This window comes from Flavobacterium sp. W22_SRS_FP1 (genome assembly GCF_052113685.1).
Lineage (GTDB): Bacteria > Bacteroidota > Bacteroidia > Flavobacteriales > Flavobacteriaceae > Flavobacterium.
Map to the genome: position 1 here is coordinate 26,488 of NZ_JBGQOE010000010.1, position 15,588 is coordinate 42,075.

General features: G+C 34.5%; 13 protein-coding genes. All 13 read left to right on the forward strand.

Annotated features, from left to right (window positions below):
- The first annotated feature begins 4 nt into the window (after positions 1–4).
- The 13 genes from ACEN2H_RS07595 (at position 5) to ACEN2H_RS07655 (ending at position 15,585) form a co-directional block, all read left to right on the forward strand.
- Positions 5–1,399, forward strand: a complete 1,395-nt coding sequence (locus ACEN2H_RS07595; protein ID WP_441731723.1) for a sensor histidine kinase — start codon at positions 5–7, stop codon at positions 1,397–1,399.
- A gap of 57 nt (positions 1,400–1,456) precedes the next feature.
- The gene (locus ACEN2H_RS07600; RefSeq protein WP_441731724.1) at positions 1,457–5,791 is read left to right on the forward strand and encodes a CusA/CzcA family heavy metal efflux RND transporter; all 4,335 of its coding nucleotides are present in this window, start codon (positions 1,457–1,459) and stop codon (positions 5,789–5,791) included.
- Between the two features lie 11 nt (positions 5,792–5,802).
- Entirely contained in the window at positions 5,803–6,921 is a 1,119-nt protein-coding gene (locus ACEN2H_RS07605; RefSeq protein ID WP_441731725.1) for an efflux RND transporter periplasmic adaptor subunit, read from the forward strand.
- 9 nt (positions 6,922–6,930) lie between these two features.
- On the forward strand, positions 6,931–8,049 hold the full coding sequence (locus tag ACEN2H_RS07610; RefSeq protein ID WP_441731726.1) for a VIT1/CCC1 transporter family protein: 1,119 nt from the start codon (positions 6,931–6,933) through the stop codon (positions 8,047–8,049).
- A 47-nt stretch (positions 8,050–8,096) separates the two neighbouring features.
- Positions 8,097–8,609, forward strand: a complete 513-nt coding sequence (locus ACEN2H_RS07615) for a DUF2231 domain-containing protein (RefSeq protein ID WP_441731727.1) — start codon at positions 8,097–8,099, stop codon at positions 8,607–8,609.
- 294 nt (positions 8,610–8,903) lie between these two features.
- Positions 8,904–9,761 (forward strand): ATP phosphoribosyltransferase, encoded by an 858-nt coding sequence (hisG, locus tag ACEN2H_RS07620; RefSeq protein ID WP_441731728.1) that lies wholly within the window; start codon positions 8,904–8,906, stop codon positions 9,759–9,761.
- Between the two features lie 64 nt (positions 9,762–9,825).
- On the forward strand, positions 9,826–11,118 hold the full coding sequence (gene hisD / locus ACEN2H_RS07625) for a histidinol dehydrogenase (protein WP_441731729.1): 1,293 nt from the start codon (positions 9,826–9,828) through the stop codon (positions 11,116–11,118).
- On the forward strand, positions 11,108–12,160 hold the full coding sequence (gene hisC, locus ACEN2H_RS07630; RefSeq protein WP_441731730.1) for a histidinol-phosphate transaminase: 1,053 nt from the start codon (positions 11,108–11,110) through the stop codon (positions 12,158–12,160). Before hisD ends, hisC begins: the two co-directional genes overlap by 11 nt.
- Positions 12,161–12,185: 25 nt before the next feature.
- Positions 12,186–12,611, forward strand: a complete 426-nt coding sequence (locus ACEN2H_RS07635) for a DUF2846 domain-containing protein (protein WP_441731731.1) — start codon at positions 12,186–12,188, stop codon at positions 12,609–12,611.
- A gap of 36 nt (positions 12,612–12,647) precedes the next feature.
- Positions 12,648–13,784 carry a bifunctional histidinol-phosphatase/imidazoleglycerol-phosphate dehydratase HisB gene (hisB, locus tag ACEN2H_RS07640; RefSeq protein WP_441731732.1) on the forward strand — a complete coding sequence of 379 codons (1,137 nt, stop codon included), beginning with the start codon at positions 12,648–12,650 and terminating at the stop codon, positions 13,782–13,784.
- A 100-nt stretch (positions 13,785–13,884) separates the two neighbouring features.
- Positions 13,885–14,466: an imidazole glycerol phosphate synthase subunit HisH gene (gene hisH, locus ACEN2H_RS07645; protein WP_441731733.1), complete on the forward strand. Its 582-nt coding sequence runs from the start codon at positions 13,885–13,887 to the stop codon at positions 14,464–14,466.
- Positions 14,467–14,480: 14 nt separating this feature from the next.
- Complete coding sequence (gene hisA, locus ACEN2H_RS07650) at positions 14,481–15,209, forward strand: 1-(5-phosphoribosyl)-5-[(5-phosphoribosylamino)methylideneamino]imidazole-4-carboxamide isomerase (RefSeq protein WP_441731734.1); 729 nt, start codon at positions 14,481–14,483, stop codon at positions 15,207–15,209.
- Positions 15,210–15,222: 13 nt separating this feature from the next.
- The gene (locus ACEN2H_RS07655; protein WP_441731735.1) at positions 15,223–15,585 is read left to right on the forward strand and encodes a glyoxalase; all 363 of its coding nucleotides are present in this window, start codon (positions 15,223–15,225) and stop codon (positions 15,583–15,585) included.
- Positions 15,586–15,588: the final 3 nt, after the last annotated feature.

The window sequence follows — 15,588 nt, forward strand, 5'->3', positions numbered from 1 at the left end:
AATAATGCAGCAGTTTTCATTTAAAAATAGAATAGCTTTTAATTACATTGTTACTACAGCTTTATTAATTTTTGTAGTATTCGCGGTGATTTATACTATTGTACAATTAAGTGTTTACAGCCATATTAATAGCGACATTTCTATTGAGGTGGCACATCACTTGAAAGAGATAGAGGTTTCAAATGATTCTTTTCATCTTACTCATGAAGACGAATGGAAAGAAAGAGAACACAATACTGTTGATGTAAATCCAGTTTTTATTCAATTTTTAGACAAAAACGGAAAACTGATACAAAAATCACCTAATCTAAAAAAGCTAAATCTAATTTTCAATTCCCACTTTGAAGATAATGAACTCTTTGATACTAATTTACTGGATAATAAAATTCGACAAATCCAAGTTCCTATTATTTCACAGAACAAAAAAGTAGGCTATTTATTGATTGCTATGTCTCTTGAAGGAGCATCAGTAGTACTTCAGAACCTTTCAGAAATACTAATTATCGCCTATCCATTAATATTAATTATACTTTTTCTTATAGCTAGGTTTATAGCGGGAAGAAGTATAAAACCGATTAGCGCAATAATAGCAACGTCTAATATAATTACTACAGATAATCTTAAATCTAGGATTGAATTACCACGAAAAAAAGATGAGTTACATGTATTATCGAAAACAATAAACAATCTTTTAGATCGAATAGAAACCGCTGTTGAAAGAGAAAAACAATTCACTTCAGATGCCTCTCATGAATTGAGAACACCCTTGACGGTTATTAAAGGAACTCTAGAGGTATTAGTAAGAAAACCGAGAAGTCCTGAGGAATATCAAGAGAAAATAAACTTTTGTGTCGCCGAAGTTGATCGCTTAAACCATTTGGCAGACCAGCTATTATTACTGGCGCGTTTTGAAAATCAAAAACAGAGCTTAAAACTAAATCGCCTGTACCTAAATGGGGTAATTCTTGATGTTCTTTCAAGATATTCAAGCTCCATAAAGGCTAAAGAAATTCAGATTGTTACAAATTTCTCGCAAGACTTTTATATTAAGACTGATACTTATCTATTCTCCATCATAATAAACAATTTGATTTCGAATGCTGTAAAGTACTCTAATACAAGCTCTAAATTAACGATAAATATATCAAAAGGTATTAATAAAATAGAATGTAGTATAGTCGATTCTGGAATAGGTATTGATTCAAAAGATGTAGAGAAAGTTTTCAATTCTTTTTTTAGATCTGACTCCACTGATCATCCGGAAATAAAGGGAACTGGTCTAGGTTTGTCAATTGTTAAAAAGTTATGTGCATTGCTTGCGGTTGATATTCATATTTCTAGCCAAAAAGATATTGGAACTTCAGTTATTTTAAGCTTGTACGAAGAAGACCTTAAGTAGTTCTTAAGATAAATATCTGGTTTTAAATGTATCTTTGTACGACAAAACGTAGAAAAAATGCTCGAAAAAATAATTGCTTTTAGTCTTAAAAACAAACTTATTGTATTACTGTTCACCTTGGGTATTTTTGGATTTGGAGTCTACTCCATATTTAATATATCTATCGGCGCGGTTCCTGATGTCACTAACAATCAAGTACAGGTAATAACAACTTCACGAAACCTTTCTACGCAAGACATCGAGCAATATATTACGTATCCCGTAGAAATTGAGATGGCTAATCTGCCTGGTGTAAAAGAAATTCGTTCTATTTCAAAATTTGGATTATCTGTGGTAACTATTGTGTTTGATGATGATTTGGGAACCTATTTGCCTAGACAATTAATTGCGGAAAAAATCAAGTCAGCTTCAGATAAAATTCCAGCTGGTTTCGGAACTCCAGAGATGGGCCCCATAACTACAGGCCTTGGGGAAATTTATCAATACACTTTGGAAGTAGAACCTGAATTTAAAAATCAATATTCTGTCACCGATTTAAGAACAATACAAGATTGGGTAATTAAGCGGCAACTTTCAGGAATAAAAGGAGTTGTTGAAATTAATACTTGGGGAGGGTATTTGAAACAATATGAAATTGCAATAAGTCCATCACGTTTAAAAGCAATGAATATATCTACCATAGATGTTTTTAATGCACTTGAAAAAAACAATGGTATTGCCGGTGGAGCATATATTGAAAAAGTCAACCAAAGTTATTTTATACGTGCTGAAGGGAAAGTAAAATCGCTAAAAGAGATTGAAAACATCGTGGTTAAAAGCGTCAATGGACTGCCCATTTATGTTAAAAATGTCGCTGATGTCCGTTTTGGTACCGCTAACCGTTTTGGCGCTATAACAGGTAATGGAGAAGGTGAAAAGGTATTGGGGCAAGTGATGATGCTAAAAGGAGCTAATTCTAAGCAGGTAATTACCGATGTAAAAAACAGAATAGCCTTAATTGAAAAGTCACTGCCGGAAGGTGTTTATATCAATGGTTTTTTGGAACGTAGTGAGTTAGTCGCTAAAACAACTTTTACTGTTGCCGAGAACCTTCTCTTAGGATGTTTAATCGTGATTTTTGTGGTGGTTTTATTATTAGGAAATTGGCGTTCCGGATTAGTTGTAGCTTCAGTGATTCCGTTGTGCTTACTTTTTGCAATTTCATTGATGAATATTTTTGGCATAGATGCTAACCTAATGAGTTTAGGAGCTATTGACTTTGGAATAATAATAGACGGGGCAGTTATTATAGTAGAGTTTATTGCATTTCAGATCGCCAGTAAAGCAGCTCAATTAGGCCCTCTTTCAAAAGAAGATAGACAAGTTAAAATTGACCAGATAACATATAAGAGTGCTTCAAAAATGATGAATTCGGCTATTTTTGGTCAGTTGATTATCCTCATCGTTTTTATTCCTATCCTCTCTCTTTCTGGCATCGAAGGAAAAATGTTCAAGCCCATGGCTATGACTTTTAGCTTTGCCTTGGTAGGAGCAATGATTTTTTGTTTTACTTATGTTCCAGTTGCCTCTTCTTTGTTTTTAAAACCAAAAGAAGAAACCCCAAATTCTTTATCTAGTAAGTTAATTTGCAAATTAAATTCCTGGTATCTACCTGTTATCACTTGGGCATTAAGTAATACTAAAAAAGTTATGTATGGTGCTGTAGGACTACTTTTAATGGCCGTGGCTTTATTTACGACTATGGGAGGAGAGTTTATTCCAACACTGGATGAAGGGGATTTTGTTATTCAGCCTGTCCTAAAAACGGGGACAACATTAACAAAAACGATTGCTACAACAACTAAAATTGAGCAAATTATCCTGAAAAATTTTCCGGAAGTTGAGCAAGTTGTAAGTAGGATTGGCGCTGCTGAAGTTCCTACAGATCCTATGAGCATGGAAGAAAGTGATGTGATTGTAAAACTAAAACCAAAATCGGAATGGGTTTCTGCTACTAGCAAAGATGAGCTAGCGGACAAAATAAAAGCGGCTATCTCAAAAGAAATCCCAAATATGGAAATCGAATTTACACAACCTATAGAGATGCGCTTCAATGAGTTAATATCTGGTACGAGATCAGATGTAGCCGTAAAAGTATTCGGTGAAGATCTGAATGTTTTGGCTAGAAAGGCCCAAGAAATTAAAAAAGCGATTGAAAAAGTGGAAGGAGCATCTGATATTATTGTTGAAAAGACAGAAGGATTGCCCCAAATGGTGGTACAATATGACCGTTCTAAAATTGCTCGGTATGGTTTGAATATTTCGGATTTAAACGATATGATTACCCTTGGATTTGCGGGAAAAACGGTAGGCAATGTATTTGAAGGTGAAAAACGCTTTGATATGGTTATTCGTTTAGATAAAGCCAATCGTACTGATATAAATGATTTAAAAAATCTATATGTAGCAACTCCTTCAGGAGAACAAATTCCTTTGCAGGAACTAGCAAACATAGAATACACTGAAGGTCCTGCTAAAATATCTAGGGACAATACCAATAGAAGAATAGTGGTAGGAATAAATGTAAGAAACAGAGATTTGCAAAGTGTAGTAACTGATATTCAAAAAATTGTAAATACTGAAATTAAATTGCCCACGGGCTATTCTGTTGAATATGGAGGGCAATTTGAAAACTTACAAAGTGCGAAAGCTAGACTGATGATTGCTGTTCCGCTCGCTTTATTCTTAATATTTATTTTATTGTATTTTGCTTTTGGTTCTGTCAAAGAAGCCTTAATGGTTTACTCCGCTATACCGTTATCTGCAGTTGGAGGCGTACTGTTTTTATGGATGCGGGGGCTACCATTTAGTATTTCGGCGGGAGTAGGGTTTATAGCGCTGTTTGGTATCGCAGTTCTAAACGGAATAGTGTTGATTGAACATTTTAAAGAACTAAAGCACCAGGGTATGAATAGCATTGATGAACTTATTTTAAAAGGTACCACAGATAGATTACGTCCCGTATTATTAACTGCTGCGGCTGCGGCACTAGGTTTCTTACCCATGGCCATTTCATCTTCTGCGGGGGCCGAGGTACAAAGACCTCTGGCAACAGTAGTAATAGGAGGATTGTTTACAGCAACTATTTTAACGATGGTTGTATTACCCATTCTTTATAAATATTTTGATGGAAAAGACTTCAAAAAACCTAAATTCAAAAAACATCGCAGCACAACTTACATTATTTTACTGATATTAAGTAGTTCAGTTGCTTTTTCACAAAGCACCAATAAAGAATTAGATAGTTTGATAGTAAGTGCTGTCAATAGTAATAAAGGGTTAAAAGCAGCTCAATTACAGGTAGATAAATATCAGGCGAACATAAATAGTGCATTTACATTTGAAAAAACCAATATTTATTATAATTCTGATCAAAACAACTTAGCCTTCAATAATGAGCAGTTGAATGTCTTTGGAATACAACAACGTTTTTCATTTCCAACGGTTTATTCAGCGCAAAAGAAGCTAAATACGACTGAATATGAAAAGGAAAAAGCCATCTTTAAAATTCAAAAAAATAAACTTTCATTAGAAATTTCCAAAGTCTATTATCAAATCGTGTATTTACAAAATCAAGAAAACTTGTATTTGTATTTAGATAGTTTGTATCAAAACTTTTCAAAAGCAAGCGACAGACGATTCGAATTAGGGGAAACAAATTATCTTGAAAAAATCACCGCGCAAGCTAAATTTAGACAAATAAAAACGAAGCTTTTGCAGATTGGGAACGACAAAAAAGCACAGTATGATTTATTGTATTCATTAATTCAAAAGGATGAAAAAATAGTTATAACAAACAATTCGTTAACTCCAATACTAATTTTAACTAATGAATTAAGTAAAAATATACATATAGATTACTTAGAGAGTGTTACGAACAGTTATAAAAGTCAAATCAACCTCCAAAAGCAACATTGGCTACCTGATTTTAATATGGAGTATTTCAGAGGGTCAAATAAAGGATTGTCACAATCAATAAATGGCTTCCAAATTGGGATTGGGGTTCCGATTTTATTTTCAGGTAATATTTCGAAATCAAAAGTTGCGCAACTTGAATTGCAAAGTTGGGAGCAACAAAAGCAAAATGAAGAACGAAAGCGTGAACAGTTTATCGACCAAAAAAAGAATGAATTAGCGAAATATCAGGAAGCGATCAATTACTATAATCAATACGGAAAAAAGTTGTCGGATGAAATCATCAAGGTGGGGAATCTAAGTTATAAACATGGCGAAATTGACTTCTTTCAATACATCCAAAGTTTAGAAAATGCAACTGACATTCAAGCAGAGTACTTGGACAACGTACTTCAATTCAACAGAACCCAACTTGATGCACAATACCTTAATTTCTAAAAATTTTAAAAATGAATAAATCTATATATCTATTAGCCCTGTCAATTGTTTTGTTTTCCTGTAAGGATAAGAAAGCAGAAGAAATCGCAGTTAAAGATGAGAACATAATTAGCGTTACAACTAATCAATTTAAATCATCTGCAATGGAAATTGCGAATCCAACGGTGCAAAACTTTGAAGTAACCGTAAAAACCTCAGGTAAAATAGATGTTCCGCCGCAAAACAGAGCCCAAGTGACTACTTTTGTTGGCGGTAACGTTAAGTCGACAAGATTATTGGTTGGAGATAAGGTTATTAAAGGTCAGGCTTTATTGACGTTGGAAAATACAGATTTTCTAGATATTCAAAAAGAATATCTTGAGGTAGCTGAGCAAATTAAGTATTTAAAATCAGAATATGAACGCCAGAAAACCCTATTTGATGAAAAAATTACTTCTCAAAAAAATTACTTGAAAGCGGAAAGCGATTATCGCAGAGCCAAAGGGATGTATCAAAGTCTTAGGGCTAAATTGAAGTTGTTAAATATAAGTCCTTCTAATGTAGAACAAGGGAAATTAACTTCAGTAATTACGATTTTTTCCCCGATTTCAGGAGACATTGTTGTTATGAAAGCAAATGTAGGGATGTATGTAGCCCCTTCAGATGTAATGCTTGAAATTATTCAAAACAGTCATCTGCACTTAGAATTGAATGTTTTCGAAAAAGACATTTTAAAGGTAAAAGTAGATCAAGATATTAATTTTACAGTTCCAGAAGCCACAAATGAAGTCTTTCATGCTAAAGTACATTTAGTAGGTAAATCGATTGAAGGCAATGATAGAACTATCAATGTTCACGGTCATTTAGATGAAAATATGAAACAAAAATTAATAACGGGGATGTTTGTTGAAGCGGCAATTGTCGTTGATTCAAAAAAGGCATTAGCGATTCCTGCCGAAGCGTTGATAACTGAAAACAATAAAAACTTCGTACTTTTATTGAAAGAAGATAAAAACAATCGTTTCTCCTTCAAAAAAGTGCCGGTTAAAGTTGGGGAGCGGTTAGAAAAATTTGTTGAAATTCTTTCAGGGACTCAAATTAATTCTTCATCTAAAATTTTAGTAAAAGGTGTTTTTGATTTGGTTAATTAATAAAAAGTTATGGATTTAAATAAATTAAAAGGTCAACTGCAAACTGAGGTTGACACAGCTTTTTTGTATGAAAGTATCGCCGCCATACAAACTGACGATAATTTAGTTCGGGTCCTGCAAAGTCTTGGTGAAATCGAAAAAGGGCATGCAGAGCACATGCTAGCTAAAGTACTGGGTTTAGAACCCAATTATAAAATGCCGCTGCCATCTTCAAGAGCTAAGTTTCAGCTGAAATTAGGAAAGGTTTTTGGTTACGGATCTATAATTAGTAGCTTGTCCGATATTGAGAAGCAATTTGCGGTTAATGCTTTAAAAAATAAAATAGAAAGTGGAGAAAAACCAACGGGTTTTGAACACAATCATCTCAAAATAATTCAAGCGGTTAATGAAAACGCGGCTTTTAATGTTTCAGGAGGTTTTCTATCAAAGTTTGAAAGTCGTCATAAATCCGTTGGCGGTAATGCATTGCGCGCCGCCGTTTTAGGTTCGAATGACGGATTGGTTTCTAATATGAGTTTAGTGATGGGAGTTGCCGGAGCAGCGGTATCAAATAACACGATATTATTAACTGGAATTGCAGGCTTAATGGCTGGTGCCATTTCCATGGCATTAGGAGAATGGCTTTCAGTACAGAGTTCAAGGGAATTGAATCAGAGGCAAATCGATTTAGAAACGGAAGAACTCGAAGCTTCTCCAGAAGAAGAAAAAAAAGAGTTGGTTTTATTGTACCAGGCGAAAGGTATGAGTATTGAAGAGGCTATAAAACTTGCCGATAAGGCGTTCGAAAGTCCAGAAACGGCAATAGACGCAATTATTAAAGAAGAATTAGGGATCGATAAAGAAGAATTAGGCGGTTCGGCCTGGGAAGCTGCAATTGCTTCTTTTGTACTTTTTTCGATAGGCGCTATTATTCCCCTTTATCCTTTTATGTTTTTAAATGGAAAAAATGCCATTTTATTAAGTTTGGGGAGTAGCGTAATAGGGCTTTTTGGTATTGGTGCTGCAATTACTTTGCTCACCGGAAAAAGTGTGTTCTTTTCTGGTTTTAGACAAGTGCTTTTCGGATTGGGCGCAGCCGCCGTGACCTACGGAATTGGTTCTCTAATAGGAGTTTCATTAGCGGGGTAAATTGATTAAGTTTGTTGTTATTAACGTACTATTAAAATTATAAAATTATGAATGATGCTCACTTACACCTTGCTGTAAATCACTTTCCAATAATAGTCACTTTTTTGGGCTTTGGAATTTTAGTAGTTGGATTGTTTTTAAAGAACAATTCGGTAAAAAACACGGCGTATGTCTTGTTTGTAATTGCCGCTGTTTTCGCTATTGCCAGCATGGCTACAGGCGAAGGAGCAGAGGAATTAGTTGAAGACTTGCCTAGCATTGGAAAAAAAATAATTCATGAGCATGAAGAGCTCGCTGAGAAATTTGCTATACTGTTATATGCGACTGGAATTTTCAGCTTATTGTCTTTATATAGCTCCGTTAAAAACAATAAATTTGCTAAAACATTATCATATCTAACTTTAATTCTTTCGCTTGCTGCTTCCATAGTAGCAATAGGAGTAGGAACTTCCGGAGGCGAAATTCGTCATACGGAAATTAGGAACGACAGTGTTAATTCGCTGATAAAAAGTGTTGACGATATCAAAAATGAAAGTCATGATGGCAGTGAAACTAATTAAAATCAATTACTAAATAGTTATTTAACAATAAATTCATGTTAAGTTATATTTAAAATGGCTCTCCCAATAAAATATCATGTATATTTGCAAAAGAATTAAAGTTCTAAAATTATAAATCACTTATGTTTACAATACAGTTACATCATCATCATTTTCATTATTGCTCTCAGGCGAAGTGTTAATGGTATGCATGTAAATCATCATATTTTAAAACCCGTTTGAGTACATCAAACGGGTTTTTTATTGGCCCATTTTGTACTCAGATTTAATAATAAGAATACTAAAAACAAAAAAATGAGTACATTAAAAATTGCAATTCAAAAATCGGGACGTTTAAACGAAGATAGTATCCAAATTCTAAAAGATTGTGGTATTTCTATCAACAATGGTATAGACCAACTAAAAGCGGAAGCGTCTAACTTTCCATTAGAGGTTTTATATTTAAGAAATTCAGATATTCCTCAATACTTAATTGATGGGGTAGTTGATATTGCTATTGTAGGCGATAATTTATTGGTCGAAAAAGGAAAAGGAATTCAAGTAATACAAAAACTAGGGTTTTCAAAATGTAAAGTTTCTGTAGCGGTGCCAAAAGCATTTGAATACAATTCCATAAAAGATCTTGATGGATTGCGTATCGCAACTTCTTATCCTAATACAGTGATCGAATACTTCAATTCTTTTGGATTAAAAGTTGATATTCACCAAATTTCAGGTTCTGTAGAAATCGCTCCAAATATTGGTCTTGCTGACGCCATTGTCGATATCGTATCAAGCGGAAGCACTTTATTTAAAAACAACTTAAAAGAAGTTGAAATTATTTATAAAAGTGAAGCTGTGTTAGCGGTTTCGCCAAAAGTAACGCCTGAAGTTCAAAAACTAATTGATACTTTAAAGTTTAGAATTGAATCGGTTTTAAGAGCTAGAAAATCAAAATACATTTTGATGAATGTACCTAATGATAAAATAGATGCGGTAGGTAAGATACTCCCTGTTCTACGCAGTTTAACTGTTTTGCCTTTGGCGCAAGAAGGTTGGAGCAGTGTACACTCAGTGATTGACAAAGACACTTTTTGGGATGTAATTGACCAATTGAAAGAGGCTGGAGCAGAAGGAATTTTGATTTGCCCTATTGAAAAAATGGTGCTTTAAACTATAATACTTTTTAGTAGTAATTAGATATTGAACTATTTTTGAATCTTTAAATTAAACTAGAATGAATAAAATATACAATCCAAAATCAGAGACATGGTCAGCTATACTAGAGCGACCGACAAAGACTGTCGATGATATTGAACTTACCGTAAAAGAAATTTTTAAGGAAGTACAAAAGAAAGGCGATGCTGCTATTGCAAAATACACTTCGATGTTTGACGGCGTCACTTTTGAAAACCTGGAAGTTTCGAATCAAGAAATTGAAACGGCGATAACCAATGTTTCAGGAGAACTGAAAGAAGCAATCCAGCTGGCCAAAAGCAATATTGAAAAGTTTCATGTCGCCCAAAGAACGAACCGAGTGGAAGTCGAAACGATTGAGGGTGTAAATTGTTGGCAAGAAAAAAGACCAATTCAAAAAGTGGGCTTATATATACCTGGAGGAACAGCTCCTTTATTTTCAACGGTTTTGATGCTCGCAGTTCCGGCTGCAATAGCGGGCTGCAAAGAAGTTGTGTTGTGTTCGCCACCGGATAAAACAGGAAATATAAACCCAGCGATTCTTTATGCTGCTCATTTATGTGGTGTCACTAAAATTTTAAAAGTAGGAGGGATTCAAGCCATTGCCGGTCTGACTTTTGGAACTCAAACGATACCGAAAGTGTTTAAAATTTTTGGACCTGGAAATCAATTTGTAACCGTAGCAAAACAATTGGCTACTCAGTTTGGCGTTGCTATTGACATGCCGGCAGGACCTTCAGAATTATTGATTGTTGCCGATGATGCAGCTGTTCCAGCTTTTGTGGCATCCGATTTGTTGTCTCAAGCAGAACACGGAATTGACAGCCAAGTAATTTTGGTTTCAACATCAAAAAAACTTATCGATGCTGTTGAAGAGGAAATTCAAATCCAAATGGAAGTTTTACCAAGAAAAGAGATTGCCGAAAAGGCAATTGCTAATTCAAAGCTAATTTTCGTTGAGAACGATAAAATAGCATTGGAATTGATAAATGAATACGGTCCTGAACACTTTATTGTTTGCACTGCTAACGATGATTTTTATATTGATAGTATTGAAAATGCAGGTTCGGTTTTTATCGGAAATTACACACCTGAAAGTGCTGGTGATTACGCTTCAGGAACCAACCATACCTTACCAACAAATGGTTATGCAAAGAATTATAGTGGCGTAAATCTGGATAGTTTCACTAAATCGATGACGTTTCAAAAAATATCCAAAGCAGGGATTCAAAACATAGGGAAGGCTATCGAGATTATGGCAGAAGCCGAAGGTTTACAAGCGCACAAAAATGCCGTTAGCTTAAGATTAAAATCGATTGAAGATGAAAAATAATTTTGATATAAACACTTTAGTTCGTGAAAACGTACTGAAGATGAAACCCTATTCTTCTGCCAGAGACGAATTTGAGGGTTTCGACACGACAAAAATGATATTTTTGGATGCAAATGAAAATCCATATCAAACAGGGGTTAATCGCTATCCAGATCCACAACAAAGTAGTGTAAAAGCGGTTTTGGCAAAACAAAGAAATTTGCAAACCAATCAAATCTTACTTGGAAACGGAAGTGATGAAGTATTGGACTTGTTGTTCAGAGCTTTTTGTGAGCCTAAAGTTGATAACATTATCACATTACCACCGACTTACGGAATGTATGGAGTTTTGGCAAACATTAATGCAGTTGAGAATAGAGAAGTACTGCTTTCAAATGATTTCCAGCCTGAAATTGATGCGATTTTGGATGCTGTCGATGATGATACTAAAATGATCTTTTTATGTTCTCCTAACAATCCTACCGGGAATTCTTTTTCTGATAAAAGCATAGTTACCATACTTCAGAATTTTAAAGGTTTAGTGGTTATCGACGAAGCGTATATCGATTTTTCACAAAAGCAAAGTTGGTTAAACGAACTTGACGAATATCCTAATTTAATTATAACGCAAACTCTTTCAAAAGCGTATGGTTTGGCAGGGATTCGTTTGGGAATTTGTTATGCTTCCAGTGCGGTAATTTCTGTTTTAAACAAAATAAAACCGCCATATAACGTTAATGAACTAACACAAAAAAGAGCATTAGAAAGATTGGCAGATAAGGAAAAAATCCAATTTGAGATTAACTCAATTACAATACAAAGGGAAGATTTACTTAAAGTCTTAAATGAAGTTAAATTTGTTTTTAAAATTTATCCCACCGAGGCCAATTTTGTATTAATAAAAGTGGATGATGCTACAAAAAGATACGATGAATTAATTGCCAAAGGAATTGTTATTAGAAACAGGACTACGCAAGCATTGTGTGAAAATACCTTGCGATTGACTATTGGAACAGCGGAAGAAAATAAAAAATTAATGGATGCATTATTGGCGATTAGCTAGTTATAAATTTTTAAATAAAATAAATATGTATAGAAAATTGATCGTGACACTTTTAATTTCATTAAGTTTTATTTCCTTAGTGAAAGCACAAGACAAGGAAAAGACGGAGACTGGAAAAATTTATTTTCTACGTTCCACAGGCTTTACTGGATCTGCAGCAGCATTTAAAACATTTATAGACGGAGAATTTGTTTGTAAATTGAATAATAAGAAATATTCTGTTCATGAAGTTCCTGTGGGTAAACATGAGTGTTCTGTACAATTTGGAGGAAAAGTATCAAAAGAAAAAGCAGAAAAATTTGAAGTTCAAATAGAATCAGGAAAAATTACTTATGTACAACTTGTATTTGAAACCGGCGTATTTGTTAATAATATTTACTGTGAGGAAGTAACTGAAAATACTGCCAAACAAAAGATTGCAAAAATGGAAGAGGATACAAAATGTTTGTAATATTATAAAAAAGCATTTTTAATAAAAAGATATAAAATGAAAAAAGTACTTTTTATCGATCGTGACGGAACGATCGTTTTAGAACCAGAAGGATACCAATTAGATAGTTTGGATAAATTAGAATTTTATCCAAAATCATTTCAATATTTGGCTAAAATCGCCAAGGAGTTGGATTTTGAGTTGGTGATGGTAACCAACCAAGATGGTTTGGGAACGCCCAGTTTTCCTGAAGAAACTTTTTGGCCTACACAAAATTTCATTTTGAGGGCTTTTGAGAATGAAGGAGTACTTTTTGATGATATTTTTGTAGATCGGTCTTTTCCTGAAGACAATGCAGCAACACGCAAGCCCAGAACTGGAATGTTGACCAAGTATATCGATAATCCGGCCTATGATTTAGCCAATTCATTCGTTTTAGGAGATCGATTGACCGATGTAGAGCTTGCCAAAAACTTGGGTGCTAAAGCTATTTTCATGAATACCACGGAAGGTATAGGGAGTAGTGAAATCGAAGCTAAAAGAGAAGAATTAGATTCGGTTATATGTTTACAAAGTACTAATTGGAAAGTGATTTATGAGTTTCTTAAATTAGAAGCACGTTCAGCAACGATTTCTAGAAAAACGAATGAAACAGATATTTTCATCAATTTAAATTTGGACGGAACCGGAAAAAGTAAAATCGAAACGGGAATTGCCTTTTTTGACCATATGTTGGACCAAATTGCACGTCACGGACAAATGGACTTGGAAGTTCTCGTAAAAGGAGATTTGGAAGTCGATGAGCACCACACCATAGAAGATACAGCGATTGCCCTAGGAGAAGTTTTTGCGAAAGCATTAGGAAACAAATTAGGGATTGAGCGTTATGGTTTTTGTTTACCAATGGATGATTGCTTGGCACAAGTAGCGATTGATTTTGGCGGAAGAAACTGGCTAGTGTGGGAAACTGAATTCAAACGGGAAATGGTAGGAAAAATGCCAACGGAAATGTTTCTACATTTCTTTAAGTCTTTTTCTGATGGGGCTAAAGCCAACATCAACATCAAAGCGGAAGGACAAAACGAACACCACAAGATTGAAGCTATTTTTAAGGCTTTCGCCAAAGCAATTAAGGTAGCTGTAAAACGCGATACCGAAAAAATGATTTTGCCATCAACAAAAGGGATGCTTTAATAAGTCCTAAGGTCAAAAGTATTAAAGTCAAATGTCCCTATAAATAGGTGTTTATAATTGACCTCATGACTTTTGACTTTACAACATTAAGATTAAATAAATGAAAATAGTAATCATAAATTACGGAGCGGGGAATATTCAAAGCATTATGTTTGCTATTGAAAGATTGGGATATAAAGCGGTTTTGAGCAACAATCCGGAGGAGATCAAGGCAGCCGACAAGGTGATTTTTCCGGGCGTAGGCGAGGCAAGTTCGGCGATGAAGATGCTTTTAGAAAGTGGTTTGGAGACTTTGATACAAACTTTGAAACAACCTGTTCTTGGAATCTGTTTGGGTATGCAATTGATGTGCAACGAAACCGAGGAAGGGAATACAAAAGGACTGGGGATATTTAATGTTGATGTACTCAAGTTTTCTCCAAAAGTTAAAGTACCACAAATGGGCTGGAACAACATTTATAACCTTAAATCAGATTTATTTAAGGGAGTTAATGAAAACGAATACATGTATTTAGTTCATAGTTTCTACGCACCTGATTGTGCTGAATCTATTGCTACGACTAACTATGAAGTTGAATATGCTTCTGCTTTACAAAAAGACAATTTTTACGGAACCCAATTTCACCCAGAAAAAAGTGGGGATGTAGGAGAAAAAATTCTGGGAAATTTCCTTAAACTTTAAACTTTAAACAAATTATGCGTATAATACCAGCCATAGATATCATAGAGGGGAAATGTGTTCGCTTATCTAAAGGAGATTACAATACTAAGATAATATACAATGAGAACCCGCTAGAGGTAGCGAAATCATTTGAAGCTCACGGAATAGAATATTTGCATTTGGTTGATTTAGACGGTGCCAAATCAAGCCAAATCGTCAATTATAAGATATTGGAACAAATTGCGACTCAAACCAAATTAAAAATTGATTTTGGTGGGGGCTTAAAATCGGATGCTGATTTGAAGATTGCTTTCGAAAGTGGTGCAAACCAAATCACAGGTGGAAGTATCGCTGTAAAAAATAGAGCGATTTTCGAAAAATGGATTGCCGAATATGGTTCCGAAAAAATCATTTTGGGTGCGGATGCGAATAATGAAAAAGTGGCGATTTCGGGATGGTTAGAAGAGTCAAAAGAAGACTTAGTTCCTTTCATTCAAAATTACCAAGCTAAAGGAATACAGTACGTTATTTGTACAGATATTGCCAAAGATGGTATGCTTGAAGGACCTTCCTTTGATTTATACGCTAAGATTTTGGCGGAAGCCAAAGGGGTAAAATTAATTGCTTCAGGAGGAATCTCTACTTTTGATGAATTGCCAAAACTAGCCGAGTTAGGCTGCGAGGGAACAATCATTGGAAAAGCGATTTATGAAGGACGAATTTCGTTGAAGCAATTGGAACAATATATCATAGCATCGGTATAAATAGAAAATTAAAATGAAACATCAAGCAAAATCAATTCGTCCGTTTATTGGTGCCAAAAACTTTGATTTATCGCGAAGTTTTTATCGTGACCTTGGTTTTAAAGAAAACTATATATCAACAAGCATTTGTTATTTTGATTTAGATGGATTTGGGTTTTATTTACAAAATGCTTTTGTAAAAGATTGGATAGAAAACACAATGGTTTTCATGGAGGTCGAAAATGTGAATCAATTTTGGATTGAATTATTAAATTTAGGACTTAAAACTAAATATTCAAGTGTTAAATTGGTTCCTATTCGGGAATTAGAATGGGGAAAAGAGTGTTTTGTGCATGATCCTTCTGGTATACTTTGGCATTTTGGTGAGTTTATATAAAAT

What these genes read in the sequence shown, in the direction of transcription:
- hisH (WP_441731733.1), top strand. Translation starts at nt 13,885, where the DNA reads ATGAAAATAGTAATCATAAATTACGGAGCGGGGAATATTCAAAGCATT.
- ACEN2H_RS07595 (WP_441731723.1), top strand. Translation starts at nt 5, where the DNA reads ATGCAGCAGTTTTCATTTAAAAATAGAATAGCTTTTAATTACATTGTT.
- ACEN2H_RS07635 (WP_441731731.1), top strand. Translation starts at nt 12,186, where the DNA reads ATGTATAGAAAATTGATCGTGACACTTTTAATTTCATTAAGTTTTATT.
- ACEN2H_RS07655 (WP_441731735.1), top strand. Translation starts at nt 15,223, where the DNA reads ATGAAACATCAAGCAAAATCAATTCGTCCGTTTATTGGTGCCAAAAAC.
- ACEN2H_RS07615 (WP_441731727.1), top strand. Translation starts at nt 8,097, where the DNA reads ATGAATGATGCTCACTTACACCTTGCTGTAAATCACTTTCCAATAATA.
- hisG (WP_441731728.1), top strand. Translation starts at nt 8,904, where the DNA reads ATGAGTACATTAAAAATTGCAATTCAAAAATCGGGACGTTTAAACGAA.
- hisD (WP_441731729.1), top strand. Translation starts at nt 9,826, where the DNA reads ATGAATAAAATATACAATCCAAAATCAGAGACATGGTCAGCTATACTA.
- ACEN2H_RS07605 (WP_441731725.1), top strand. Translation starts at nt 5,803, where the DNA reads ATGAATAAATCTATATATCTATTAGCCCTGTCAATTGTTTTGTTTTCC.
- ACEN2H_RS07610 (WP_441731726.1), top strand. Translation starts at nt 6,931, where the DNA reads ATGGATTTAAATAAATTAAAAGGTCAACTGCAAACTGAGGTTGACACA.
- hisA (WP_441731734.1), top strand. Translation starts at nt 14,481, where the DNA reads ATGCGTATAATACCAGCCATAGATATCATAGAGGGGAAATGTGTTCGC.
- ACEN2H_RS07600 (WP_441731724.1), top strand. Translation starts at nt 1,457, where the DNA reads ATGCTCGAAAAAATAATTGCTTTTAGTCTTAAAAACAAACTTATTGTA.
- hisC (WP_441731730.1), top strand. Translation starts at nt 11,108, where the DNA reads ATGAAAAATAATTTTGATATAAACACTTTAGTTCGTGAAAACGTACTG.
- hisB (WP_441731732.1), top strand. Translation starts at nt 12,648, where the DNA reads ATGAAAAAAGTACTTTTTATCGATCGTGACGGAACGATCGTTTTAGAA.